This window comes from Vibrio splendidus (assembly GCF_024347615.1).
Classification (GTDB): domain Bacteria; phylum Pseudomonadota; class Gammaproteobacteria; order Enterobacterales; family Vibrionaceae; genus Vibrio; species Vibrio splendidus.
The window spans coordinates 506,726-519,859 of sequence record NZ_AP025509.1 but is presented as its reverse complement, the minus strand read 5'-3'; the positions used below and the strand labels follow the sequence as shown (position 1 = coordinate 519,859).

Here is a 13,134-nt window from a genome sequence, read left to right as displayed (position 1 = left end):
TGAGGTTAGGTTAACGAATTAAGCCTTAGCTTGCTTAGTGTGTTGTTCAACCACTTCCGAAGATTGAGTCGATTTCTCGTGAAGCCATAGCCCCGTTGCTTTCATCAAGTATCCAAATACACCACCAAGCAGTAAAGATGGTATTACAAGTTGCCAATCGCCACCTGCAGCAAACGTCGCACAACAACCAATGAAGGTTCCTGGGATATAACCTAGCCACGCTTGTTTCGCTTGGATACACATAAAGAAAGCCACAATAGCGGTAATCATGTAGCCTAAAATCTCTAAACCTGCGAAGGTTGAGCTTTCGATAATCACCATTGCCCAGAATACGCCTGTCATGTTAGTCAATAAGCTACCGGCTAGTCCTTTTACGCCGCCTGTTGGCGAAGCAAAATAACTTGTGCAACCTAAGAAACCTGCCCATGACAATAAGCCGAAAGAGATAGCAATCCATCCCCATAGACCTGACAAAATACCTGTTGTTAATGAAATCGCGACTAATGTACTCATACTATTTCTAAAGCCTAATTACGTAATTCATCGCAACCGGATTTAGCCTCACTTAAAATCAAGTAAGCATATTATGGGAAGATCGCCCTTTTTTAGCCGATCGCGGTCACATTAATAATGTATGCAGTTGTGCATTTATCACTAGATAGAGACCGGAATCGCTTATCCAACACAATTAGTTATCAGGGGCTATTGGCCTTTCGAGGTCGATTTTGCAGCCTTTGTGGGAAATTTATACAAGACAGAGGCTTTGACGTGTAGCTAGCCTACATGAAAAGCCGATAACGCAGTAGAAATGAACCACAAGGGCTGCCCGAAGGGTTCGGCTAAAATCGCTTTATGCTTTGTTGAAGAATATTTGCTTAGAATGACTAGGCTACATACTCTTCGCCGCGCCTAAAACGATTTTACCTCGAACAAAACTTAACCACGAAAGGTCAACAGCCCCTCGCCTTTTATCAAATCTACCTTACAGAACCGATGGTTTGCCTTTCATCATGCGCTTACCTTCTCGCTTAATACACTCAGCAAGTGGGTTCTCAGACATATCTGCACGCCAAATAAAGGACAAGGTTCTTTCCATTTCAAGCTCAGGGACATTTAATGTGACCAGTTGACCAGACTCAACAAACTGTTCGACATCGAGATAAGGTAAACACGTTAAATATGGGCCGTTTGCAACCAAACTTCTTAAAACAGGAACGTGTTCATACTCTCGCCAAACATCGAGATCGCCAATTAAATGGTGAATAGAGCTATCAAAAACTTTGCGAGTACCCGAACCATGTTCACGTAATACCCATTTTGCTTGTTCTAATTGCGCCAAGCTTACTCGTTCACGCTTCGCAAACGGGTGATGAGCCGATGCAACCACCGTTAAATGGTCAGTACACCACACTTCTTGGTGAACTCGGTTGTCATCACAACGACCTTCGATAACACCCAAGTCATATTGATAATCTAATACGCCATCAATAACCGCATCGGTACTTTGCACGCCGAGCGAGATTCGCATCTCAGGAAAGTCGTTATCAATAATACTGATGAGGTCAGGAACAAGGTGTTCCGCTGGTGTTTGGCTTGCACCGAGTTTGAGCTCTCCACTCAGTAAATGCTGCTCATAAAAACCCATCTCAATTTGCTGCGCATCTTGCAGTAAACGCTTCGCTTTAGGCCTTAGCCACATACCCCAATGAGTAAGAGCCATTTGCTTGCCCTGCCTTTCAAACAAAGGCCTGCCGAGCATTTTTTCCAACTGTGCAAGAGACATACTTGTCGCCGATTGAGTCAACGCTAATCTGTCTGCTGCTTGACTTACACTCCCAGAATCTGCCACTGCATCAAATACCGCGAGTTGCTTTAATGAATAACGCAAAATTCATCCTTAATTCTTTTAATAACTTGTGTCCTGTAGCTCGTTTTTTGTTAAGCCGATGAGCAATCAATTTCATTCTACGCGTAACCCAATCTATATCAATAAATTTGATGTGGTTTCTAAAAATTATCAATTTTACCTCTACCCCTCAACCCCCTAATCTGGAATGGCAGGACACAACGAGCCCTGCAAAAAATCACTGATTAACCATTACGGATTAACCAAGTCATTAACACTAGGAATTACACATGACGGATTGTTCAAGGGGGGGATATGGCAACCAGCACTTCTGAAAATCAGCAACTGTTCTCGCCAACAGAAATGATGGCGGAAGCCGAGAAGTTTGCATTAAGCAAAGCAAATAAAACCAGCAGCATGACATTGAGTTTGGCAATCATGGCTGGCGCATTCATCGGGCTTGCTTTTTTATTCTACATCACGGTGACCACGGGTAGCGCTGATGCTGGATGGGGATTGAGTCGTTTAGCCGGCGGTCTTGCATTCAGTATGGGGTTAATCCTGATTGTGATTTGCGGTGGCGAGCTGTTTACCAGTTCAGTGTTATCAAGCATTTCATGGGCTAACAAGCAAATCACCTTCACTAAGATGCTGTCTATCTGGGGCAAGGTCTACGTCGGTAACTTCATCGGTGCCATGTTTCTATTGGCTTTGGTAAGCGCAGCAGGCTTGTATCAACTGGATGGCGGGCAATGGGGCTTAAACGCTCTGAACATTGCTCAACACAAGCTACACCACAGCCCTGTTCAAGCTTTTGCTTTGGGTGTGCTTTGTAACTTATTGGTGTGTTTAGCGATTTGGTTAACGTTCAGCTCTGCGAACGCCATGACCAAAGCAATGATGACCGTATTACCTGTTGCAATGTTCGTTAGCTCAGGCTTTGAACACTGTGTGGCGAATATGTTCATGGTTCCACTAGGCATCACGATTCAAACATTCGCACCAGAGAGTTTTTGGATGCAAATCGGAGCAACGCCTGCTCAGTACGCAGACTTAAACATCATGAAATTTGTCACCGCAAACTTAATACCAGTGACGATCGGCAACATTGTAGGTGGTTCAGTATTGGTCGGCTTAGCCAATTGGAGCATTTACCGTCGCCCGCAGCTGAAAGCAGCAAAAATTACAGCAATTACACAAACAACAGAAATTACGTCAGTTAAGGAAATCACTATGAACACAGCAACGACTATCAAGCAAATCATGAACACCCAACCAATTACACTGAGCGTAGAAATGCCTACATCAGTCGCAATTGATTCCCTTCTAGACGCTCAACTTGTTAGCGCTCCTGTTTGCGATGTTGAAGGTCGTCTAGTGGGTATCTTCTCTGTTCACGACGTAATGGTTGACCTTTGGTGCCAAGATTACATCCCGACAAAAGGTCAGAAAGTCGTAGACCTAATGAGCCGTGACGTTGTGGCTATCGATGCAAACGACAAGTTAGTCGACGTTGCTGAGTTCCTATGCATCGACAAAGAACAACTGTACCCGACTACAAGCATGGGCTTCGCAACTCGCCTGACTTCTCTTTCTCTAGAAGAGCGTGCAAAAGCGATGAAAGTAAGCCAACCACATATGCTGCCAGTATTAGAAAATGGCGTAATGGTCGGTGTATTAACTCGCATTGAAGTGATGCAAGCACTACGTCCAATCTACGGTGACCGACTAAACGTGGTTCCTCAAACTGAACTAGAAACGGCTTAACTAATCGTAAGTTGAACTATTAGGGATTAGTAGTTCAATTAGATAACTCAGTCATGGCAACGTTGACTGGCAGAAGTAAATGGTGGCTTAAGACGCTGTAAAAGGTTTGACACAAAACAGACCTAAACGCGTGGCCATTTACCTCAATAAAAAAGGCGCAAAGTGAAAACTTTGCGCCTTTCTCTATTTCTAGCGGTTTTGCTACTTTCCCTATTGCCAACTAGCTAACTGCTGACCTTGTTAGTATCGACCAAACTTTTGATGTTTCTAAAAAATGTTGATACCTGTCAGAGAGGTAGAGAGGTAGAAAGCTAGAAAACTAGAAAGCTAGATTATTTCTTTACACCTTCAACGTGCAGATCCATGTCTACATAGCTTGAAGCGCCCATTACTGGAATGTTGAAGTCAGCAAGCTCTAGACGAGTTGTACCAACGAAACCAGCACGCTCACCGCCCCATGGGTCTTGACCAGCACCAATGAATTCAGCTTCGATAACGATAGGCTTAGTTACGCCATGAAGTTTAAGGTCACCCATTACTTCAAGTTTGCCGTCACCTTTATCAACCACTTTCGTGCTGTTGAATGTAGCATCAGAAAACTTGCTTGCATCGATGAAATCACCGCTACGGATGTGCTTATCACGTTCTGCGTGGTTTGAGTCAAGACTTGTAGTATCAACCGTTACGTTTATTTTAGACGCTTCAACGTTGCTTTCATCAAATGAGAAATCACCTGAGAACGTGTTAAAACGACCTTGGATAAAGCTGTAACCTAGGTGGCTAACTTTAAAGTTAACTGAAGCATGCGCACCTTTTGTATCAATCACGTAATCAGCGGCGTTCGCAGCGAAAGGCATTGCCATAGCAAGTGCTAATCCTGTAGCGATAATTGACTTTTTCATTTTGAAGCTCCTATCATTTTTCGTAGCGTATCGTCTTTGTCGATAACGTGGTGTTTTATCGCCGCTAAGGCGTGCACTGATGCCATAATGATCAGTACCCATGCAGCATAGTAGTGAATCGTTCCTGCGAGATCCGATTGGTTTTCAAATAGCTCACCCATACTTGGAACAGTGAACCAATTAAACACGTCGATCCCACGGCCATCTGATGTTGAAATCAAATAACCTGAAATAAATAAAACCGCTAGGTTAATGTACATAAAGCCGTGCGCTATCTTAGCGGCTGCAACTTCATAACTTTTGCCTTCCACCTTAGGTGACGCGGTAACTAGTTTCCAAAGCAAACGGAGAACAGTAACTGTAGCCAAAAGAATGCCTACCGAACGGTGGTAGTCTGGCGCTGTTTTGTACCACTCGCTGTAGTATGAAAGATCAACCATCCATAGGCCTACACCAAATAAGCCAAATATTGCTAGTGCTGAAATCCAATGCATTGCTCTTGCTAAGGGATTGTAATTTTTAACGTTGTTGTCCATACATCTGTTCCGAATGTTAACGAGTCGTGTAATTTTGAAAAGCGTACCCTACACTAAGTTTGTGTAACATATTATTTACCAAGCTTTACATTAGTTACATCATTTCAAATTAAACAAGTTATTCAAAATTTTTGAACAAGTTGCTTTATTGACAAATTTCTTTGTCGAACAATCGCTTGCTGGGTCTATATTTCAACGATTTGTTCAATTTCATAGAGCTCATCTGAGATATCTAACATTTTTCGTTCCATGACTTTCTGAGCATCTTCTATTCCCTTGTTGTAATACACCGCACCAAACTTTTTGCTAATGAAGTCGACCAAAAATTCCGTGTCGAACTGACCAAGATCTACATCGAGTTCATCTTGCAGGTACTTTTGTAATGTATGAGTGAGCTCAGACTTTTGTTTCGAATCTAATTGAATGGTCATGAATGTGTCCAAATAAAGAGTAAGTAGAACAATTGTGATTAGCTGACTAAGATTAGGTTAACTATCGATAACTTTACTAAGTCACCATGAGCCTGCTAACTCACTATTATTTCTCATAATTTAGATTACAGACCCGTAGAGCGCCAGTGCTATCCATAAAAACGCTCTGCAATGGCTAATTTTGATAGAGGGATCATGAACTGGCACTTTGACGATAGGTAATGGCACTGCAATTACCGTACTATTGCCCATCAATAAGATAGTAACTGTGTATAAGGGACTTCATTGTTATTAGATCTAGTGATTAAAAGCGTCAACCAGTTTCAAGACGATTGCCTAAAGCTTTGTGAGCGCCACTACCCTACGGTACACAATCAAGGGATCAGTGAGCACCATATAGGAAAAGCTTTTGCTCGACGAATGGAGCACACCTTCGTTAGCTTTAATCATGCAAGCAACATCAGCCCACTCGAAATGCTTTCTTCTGGTGAAACCCCACGACACTTCCGAATCTCCTCTGAAATAGGAACAGTTTGGATGATCAGCCACCACATGGTGAGCGCGGGAAAAACTTGTCGTAGAAAGTTGATGTTGGACATTCATAACTGGCAATCAGAGTATGGATTTGCAATCCAACCCAATGACGTTTTGATCATTGTCTCCGACCATTGGATAACCCGAAGTAAAAACAGCGGTGAACTATTGCATTGGTGGATGGGAGAACTCCCAGACGAGATAACTGAATACAGCCAACAAGGCATCACCCTAAGAGAGAGCGAGTCTCAATTTGCCGCTGATTTGAATATTAACTTTAAAATTAGCCCCTGTTTTATTAAATTTGGCCACCCGTTAAAACGGTCAGGAAATCATCAGTTAGTACGTAAATATCTGCAACTTTATGCGGTACTTCAATGGCAGTGATAATACGGGTCAACTTTTTCATTCAATATTGAAAGTAAATTGTTAGACCTTCACCCCAGTATTTTATAAAAGACAACTCATTCCCTGTTCATTAATTATTCGAACTTCCTGTTTTAATTATTAATAGCCGATCGACTCACAGTCTCGATTTTGAGAGATAGATATCATTTCTGTGTAACTCGCTTAGTCAATCTATTTTATAACTTTGACACTCCCCCATAATTTAAGCCATTAACCCTACTTTTCTCTGGTGTATCAGCGTTCTAGCCTTATATTGGTTGGGATTAATATGTGAGACGTTACTCAGCCATTAGATTCACTTAAGCTATCAAATGCAGTCAATGATAAGTAAATTTAATGGTTAATGTCATTTATCATGCTGATTTTTCGTTAGTTATATTAATTTAAATATTGACGTTACAAATGAATTTTTATTAATTGACAATTTAGTAACACCTGTCAATATTGTGACAGCCGTGACGTATATTCTCGTCATTAAATAAACACCTTTATTAGCGACTATGATTTTATCAGACAGAAGTGAATTTATTAGCTGTATATCTGTGGATGCCGATATGCAGTTTATTGCGAAATATCAAGACCTAACACTTAGAAGTGTCTACCAACCTATATTTGATTCTTCTATGACTCAGATAGGTGTAGAGGCTTTAGTTCGAATTTCGAACAGCAAAGGTGCCATTGTTCGCCCTGATCACTTCTTTCATTCCGACGAAACCTCATGCACAGACAAAATTAATGTCGAGAGGCTGAGCCGAGCCATTCATATACGCAACTTCGCACAGTCGACTATCCGTCATTTACACCTATTCTTGAATGTTCTTCCTAATGTTGGCGAGCTATTTGCTGCAGAGAAAGTGAGCGACAGCTTGCTAGCTAAACGCCTGCATGAGCTTAACTTATCGTGCGAACAAATTGTGATGGAGTTGGTCGAGCTTAATGTAGAGAGTGAAGAACGTTTGAAAGACGCGGCCCATTCATTAGCGGAAAATGGTTTTCAAATCGCTGTTGATGATTTCGGAACACAAGCGTCAACAGAACAGCGGGTTCGCCATATTAATCCTCATATCATCAAGATAGATCGCTCTGTGATGTTGGATTTTGAACAAGGTGACACAAGTGAAATGGAGTTGGCCCTAAAGCTTGCTACTCAAATCGGTGCGAAGACGGTAATCGAAGGGATAGAAACCCAACAACAACTCGCAGCGATGCAAAATTTAGGCTTCGATATGTATCAAGGTTATCACTTAGCCATGCCAAAGCCGATTGAGTTAGATCTCCGCCTCGCAATCTAGAACTGCCCTCTATTCTCTATTCTACAGGAAGCCGCTTTACCATTGGTTAGCGGCTTTTTTAATACTTCCCTATTCGTATCCGCTTGCCACTCTCATGTGTTAACACATTTCATGACGGGACAACACGAATAAAAAAGCCCAGTCGAATTTGACTGGGCTGGCTTAAAAGAATCTGTTTTATATCATTCCCTAATAACCCGCAGTGGACGGTTTGATTCTATATAGAATAGCGAACATCACTGGTACTACTATTAGCGTTAGTACGGTAGCAAAGCCTAAGCCTGCCATGATGGTAATCGCCATCGAGCCGAAAAATGCATCGAATACCAAGGGAATCATGCCCAAGATAGTTGTTAGTGCTGCCATAGATACCGGTCGCACACGACTGATCGCGCTGTCGACAACCGCTAGGTATGGGTCTTTACCTGTTGAGAGTTCCGTGTTGATCTGGTCAAGCAGGACGATACCGTTTTTCAAAATCATGCCGCTTAGGCTCAGTAGGCCAAGGAACGCCGTGAAGCTGAATGGCATATTAGTCCCTAGCAGACCAATCGAAACACCAATGATAGAAAGTGGTACCGTAAACCAAATCACAAGTGGCTTACGAAGCGAGTTAAACAAAAGCATGGTGATGATAAACATCAACAAGTAACCCATTGGCAGTGAACCAAATAGAGATTCTTGTGCATCTTTCGAACTTTCGTATTCGCCACCCCAGCTAATGTTGTAACCTGCTGGTAGCTCTAATGCTTCTACCTTTGGTTTAACACGAGCAAACAAGCTAGCCGGCGTTTCATCACCCAATACATCGTGATCAGCCAGTACGGTTAGCGTACGTTTTCTATCACGACGTTGAATCAGTGGTTCAGACCATTGAAGCTCTACACCATCAATCACTTGTTCAACTGGAATGTAGGTTTGCAGCGATGGGCTCCAAATCTTCACATTGTTTAGTGATTCAAAATCAAAACGCTCTGCTTCAGGTAAACGCGCAACAATAGGCAACATATGAGTACCATCACGCAGTAAACCGATGTTGTAGCCACCAAACGCCATCTGTAACGTCTCGGACAGATCCGTCTTTGAAATACCAAGACGACGAGCCTTTGATTCGTTAAACAGTGGCACGAGCTCTTTGGTACGTTCACGCCAGTCGTGACGAACATTTCGAGAGCCTGGGTCCGCTAACAAGATATCTTCTACTTCAACCGCAATACTGCGCAAGATTTGTGGGTCGGCACCACTAATACGAGCCTCGATTTTTGAAGCTGGTGACGGGCCAAACTCAATCAATTTGAATTGGAACGTAGGTTGTTCAAATTTGTTGGCTAAGTCCTTGTCTAACTCTTCTAGGACTTCGAACATGGTGTCACGGTCAGTCGTTCTAACTTGTAGCTGACTGTAGGCTTCGTAACTTTTCTCTGGTTGATATGTCAGCGCAAAACGTTGCATACCCTGCCCAACCGTTGTTGTCACAAACTCCACGTCATCTTGTTGACGAATGTAGCTTTCGACTTTTTCTGTCTGCTTGATCGTTTCACGAACATCAGTGCCTTCCGGCATCCACATGTCGACATAAAACATTGGCGTATTTGATGGCGGGAAGAACTGCTGCTTCACCATACCAAAACCGACGACAGAAACTGCTAATAGCGCGACCATACTTACTACAGTAAGCCATCTAAATCGAAGAGCTACTTTCAGGCACGCACCAAATACAACGAACAAGATGCCTTTGTAAGGGTCTACGTTTTCATCAACCTTGTCTTCTTCTTTAAGCAGCATCTCGGCAAGGAATGGCGTTAGTGTTAGTGCTGTTACCCAACTCAAAAACAGTGAGAAACACAGTACCCAGAACAGCGAACCCATGAACTCGCCCGTTGCATCTTTCGACAAACCAATCGGTGCAAACGCTGTGATAGCGATAATGGTCGCACCTAACAGTGGCCATTGTGTTTGTGTCACGATGTCTTTCGCTGCTTGAAGCTTGGTTTTACCTTTTTTCAGGCCAACCAGAATACCTTCAACGACAACAATTGCGTTATCCACCAGCATACCAAGCGCGATGATCAATGCGCCAAGTGAAATACGGTGCAGTTCGACATCGTTGTAGTCCATCAGAATGAACGTACCGAATACAGTCAGCAGCAGAACCAAACCAATGATCAAACCACTGCGTAAGCCCATCGCGAACAGAAGTACGATGATAACAATTGCGACCGCTTCCACTAGGCTGATCAAGAAATCAGCAACGGACTTGTCCACTTCTTGCGCTTGGTTGTAGAAGTAATTCAACTCAACACCGGCTGGCTTAATGCTTTCTAAGCGATCAAGTTCCGCATCAAGCGCGTTACCAATTTCAACGACGTTTACGCCTGAAGAGAACGCAATACCTAAGTTAATTGCTGGTTTGCCATTGTAAGTTAATACATTGCCCGGTTTTTCTTGGATACCGCGAGTTACCTCAGCGACATCTTTCAAACGAATCAAGTTACCTGTATCGCGGCCATGAATGATTAAGTTTTCTAGTTCTTCAACCGTACTTAAAGTGCCATTCGGTTTGATGGTTAGGTTTTGGCCATTGAGCATTACCTCACCAGCTGATACCACACTGTTTTGTTGTGATAGCAGTGACGTAACCATCGACATATCTAGATTCAGCGCCGCTAAACGCTCAAGTGACATCTCAACGAACAATTGCTCTTGTTGGTCGCCTGCGATACTTACCTTGCCTACGCCTTCAACCAGTTCGATTTCGCGTGTGAGATAATCAGCATACTGTTTGAGCTCGACATAATCGTATCCATCACCCGTCAACATGATCATCACGCCAAACACATCACCAAAATCATCGATGATCTGAACAGAGTTAACACCACTTGGTAGTGTTGGCTGTAGATCGTTGATCTTACGGCGCATTTCATCCCAGATTTGTGGTAGCTCGTCTGGACCGTAGTCCATCTTCATGCTGACCATAATTTGAGACATGCCATTCGACGAGGTCGAAGTGATCTTGTCGATATAAGGCAGCTGTCTTATCTCTTTTTCAAGCGGGTAAGTCAGCTCTTCTTCAACTTCCATTGACGTAGCGCCAGGGTAAGTTGAAATAATCATGGCATCTTTAATAGTAAAAGCTGGGTCTTCCAAACGGGATAGATTACCAAAAGACGTCACGCCACCAATGGCCAATATGACGAGAAATAACCAGCTGATTACTTTGTTTTTTATTGAATATTCTGCGATGTTCATTCTGCTTTTCCTGACAATTTGATTCCGTCACGGAGTTTTCTTAGATTCGAGTTTACGAGTCGATCACCTTGCTCAACACCATGAGCGATTAATGCGCCTTGGCCACTGATCTTGTCGACTTCTACTTCGCTTTTGAATGCTTGTCCTTCTTCCATTTTCCACACATAAAACTGATTCGCTTCAGAACCCGCTTCTAAAGTTGTCATTGGTAATTGGTAGCCTTGAATATCGCTCAAGCCGGCTTTCGCCATATCCACGTTCACCGTAACGCTGGTACCCGGCAGGATTTCGTCTTTAGGTTGTTGCATCTGCATCCAAAATTCGTAAGTACGCGATTGCGGGTGCAATTCACTGGTGTGCTCCAAATACGTCAGGGGATATTGGCCAGTGTGACCGCCAAAGGTCGCCTCAGGACGATAGCTATTTGAACGCATGTCTGGACTGATCGATGCCAAGATCGAATCTGATACTTGAATTCGTACATACACCTTATCGTTCTGGTACACGCTTAATAGTGTTTCACCCGGTGTCGTGTTTTCGAAACGTTGCTTGTCCACGGTAGAAACGGTCCCGGAAAATGGCGCTAAAAGCTCTGTGTAACTTAGCTTGCGTTCTGCAGCTGCCAAATTCGCCGATGCCAGCTTATAGTTAGCCGTTAGTTGGTCTAACTCTGACTGCGACAACATCTTGCTACCAAACATCTCCGTACCACGGGCCAACTGCTTGCTCGCCAGTTTGAATTGAGAGTTAGCATCAGTCAGATCTTGGAGATACGTTGCGTTGTCTAAGGTTGCAAGTAGCTGGCCTTTTTCGACGTTGTCACCGGCTTCTACCAAGACTTGTTGGATTTCGCCTGCGAGCTTAAATGCCAATGGGGTCAATTCAGCGGGCATTACCTGACCGTTAAAACTTCTGAATTGATCAGTCAGCGGCGCGCCAACTTCAAAGGTAGAAACTAGCAGAGGGGGTTGTTCACGGTGTACGGCTTCACTGTTACAGGCTTGAAGCAATATAGCCGACGCGACAACAATTGATAATTTGGAAAGGTTCATTAAATACCGCCCTCACGTAACCAAGCTTTTACTTGCTGTCCATCGGATAACACATCCACACCCGCTTCAACGATAAGGTCGCCAGACGACAATCCATCAATAACCTTGCCTTGCTCATCAAGAAGGACTTGTACTTTAGAAATCAATTGAGAATCAGGGTTATAGCGCCATAGCTCACCATGGTCAGCTTCTTTGGTTAACCAAGCTGAATCAACAATGCCAATACCGTAGTCAGATTTATGCTTCTGAACTTCAACTTGCGCTGTCATCCCAGAAAGTAAATTGATGCCTTCCGGCTTTTCGATAGATACAACCGCTTGGTAGCTGTTGGTGTCTTCATCTGGTTGTGTAGAGATTTCTTTAAAGCGAGTCGGGATACGAATACCACGGTGGCTATCCATCACAACCCACATGTTTGAGCTCGTTAGGTCTTGAATAGAACGATCTTCAAGCTTTGATACTGGAATAGAAAACGTCACGTCCATTTCACTGTGATTCAAAATATTCAGTACAGGCTGCTTTTCTGCGATCAATTGATATTGTTTTCCAAACACCATCGATACCACGCCATCGAATGGAGCAACTAAGGTGGTGTAGCCAAGGTTTGTTTTTGCTTGGTCCAACTCAACGTCAGCGGCAGTAAAGGTGTTCACGGCTTGGTCGTAGTAATCGGTACTGACTAACTTTTTCGCGTACAACTCAGAAGCTTGTTTGTATTGGCTATTCGCAAGATCAAATTTGGCTTGTGCTGCATCAACCGCAATACGGTAATCCGTCGCATCTAATACGGCGAGCACCTGACCTTTATTCACTTCTTGTCCCATACGAACATCGAAGGTTTCAATGTCGCCTCCTACTTGGAAGGAAAGCGCAGCACGGTCGGTTGCATCCACTTTTGCGATAAAGCTATCAAGCTCGATATCCGTCTGCAAAGGAATCTCAAACAGCTTTACAGGCTTAACAACTTGAACCGTTTCTTCTGACTGAACCTTATTACATCCGGTCAAAGAGCCTGCGAGCAATAGTGCTGTAATTACAGCTCCCATGCGCTTGCTCGATATGGCATTGATAGACAAATTGGACTGCATGATGTCTCTCCATTTAATTATTATGATTT

Annotated in this window: 11 protein-coding genes; 3 read left to right on the top strand and 8 right to left on the bottom strand. The window is 43.3% G+C overall.

Features of this window, described 5'->3' with window-relative positions; genetic code table 11:
• Window positions 1-18: 18 nt before the first annotated feature.
• Window positions 19-513 (bottom strand): DUF1097 domain-containing protein, encoded by a 495-nt coding sequence (locus OCU90_RS19590; RefSeq protein WP_061022949.1) that lies wholly within the window; start codon window positions 511-513, stop codon window positions 19-21.
• A gap of 469 nt (window positions 514-982) precedes the next feature.
• Complete coding sequence (locus OCU90_RS19585; RefSeq protein WP_004730888.1) at window positions 983-1,888, bottom strand: LysR substrate-binding domain-containing protein; 906 nt, start codon at window positions 1,886-1,888, stop codon at window positions 983-985.
• A 273-nt stretch (window positions 1,889-2,161) separates the two neighbouring features.
• Between OCU90_RS19585 and focA the strand changes: the two genes are divergently transcribed.
• Entirely contained in the window at window positions 2,162-3,613 is a 1,452-nt protein-coding gene (gene focA / locus OCU90_RS19580) for a formate transporter FocA (protein WP_017082281.1), read from the top strand.
• A gap of 332 nt (window positions 3,614-3,945) precedes the next feature.
• On the opposite strand, the gene OCU90_RS19575 is transcribed toward focA, so the two are convergent.
• From OCU90_RS19575 to OCU90_RS19565, 3 genes are all read right to left on the bottom strand, one after another.
• Complete coding sequence (locus OCU90_RS19575) at window positions 3,946-4,515, bottom strand: YceI family protein (protein WP_004730890.1); 570 nt, start codon at window positions 4,513-4,515, stop codon at window positions 3,946-3,948.
• Entirely contained in the window at window positions 4,512-5,051 is a 540-nt protein-coding gene (locus OCU90_RS19570; protein ID WP_004730891.1) for a cytochrome b, read from the bottom strand. Before OCU90_RS19570 ends, OCU90_RS19575 begins: the two co-directional genes overlap by 4 nt.
• A 185-nt stretch (window positions 5,052-5,236) precedes the next feature.
• Window positions 5,237-5,482: a DUF2164 domain-containing protein gene (locus OCU90_RS19565; protein WP_004730892.1), complete on the bottom strand. Its 246-nt coding sequence runs from the start codon at window positions 5,480-5,482 to the stop codon at window positions 5,237-5,239.
• Between the two features lie 285 nt (window positions 5,483-5,767).
• Here OCU90_RS19565 and OCU90_RS19560 point away from each other — a divergent pair, with 285 nt between their 5' ends.
• On the top strand, window positions 5,768-6,403 hold the full coding sequence (locus OCU90_RS19560; protein ID WP_017081124.1) for a hypothetical protein: 636 nt from the start codon (window positions 5,768-5,770) through the stop codon (window positions 6,401-6,403).
• Between the two features lie 575 nt (window positions 6,404-6,978).
• On the top strand, window positions 6,979-7,716 hold the full coding sequence (locus OCU90_RS19555; RefSeq protein WP_029405125.1) for an EAL domain-containing protein: 738 nt from the start codon (window positions 6,979-6,981) through the stop codon (window positions 7,714-7,716).
• Window positions 7,717-7,905: 189 nt separating this feature from the next.
• On the opposite strand, the gene OCU90_RS19550 is transcribed toward OCU90_RS19555, so the two are convergent.
• The 3 genes from OCU90_RS19550 to OCU90_RS19540 are packed head-to-tail and all read right to left on the bottom strand — an operon-like array spanning window position 7,906 to window position 13,105.
• Window positions 7,906-10,965 carry an efflux RND transporter permease subunit gene (locus OCU90_RS19550; protein WP_061022952.1) on the bottom strand — a complete coding sequence of 1,020 codons (3,060 nt, stop codon included), beginning with the start codon at window positions 10,963-10,965 and terminating at the stop codon, window positions 7,906-7,908.
• Complete coding sequence (locus OCU90_RS19545) at window positions 10,962-12,017, bottom strand: efflux RND transporter periplasmic adaptor subunit (RefSeq protein ID WP_061022954.1); 1,056 nt, start codon at window positions 12,015-12,017, stop codon at window positions 10,962-10,964. The genes OCU90_RS19550 and OCU90_RS19545 overlap by 4 nt, the downstream gene beginning before the upstream one ends.
• Window positions 12,017-13,105: an efflux RND transporter periplasmic adaptor subunit gene (locus OCU90_RS19540; protein WP_061022956.1), complete on the bottom strand. Its 1,089-nt coding sequence runs from the start codon at window positions 13,103-13,105 to the stop codon at window positions 12,017-12,019. Before OCU90_RS19540 ends, OCU90_RS19545 begins: the two co-directional genes overlap by 1 nt.
• Window positions 13,106-13,134: the final 29 nt, after the last annotated feature.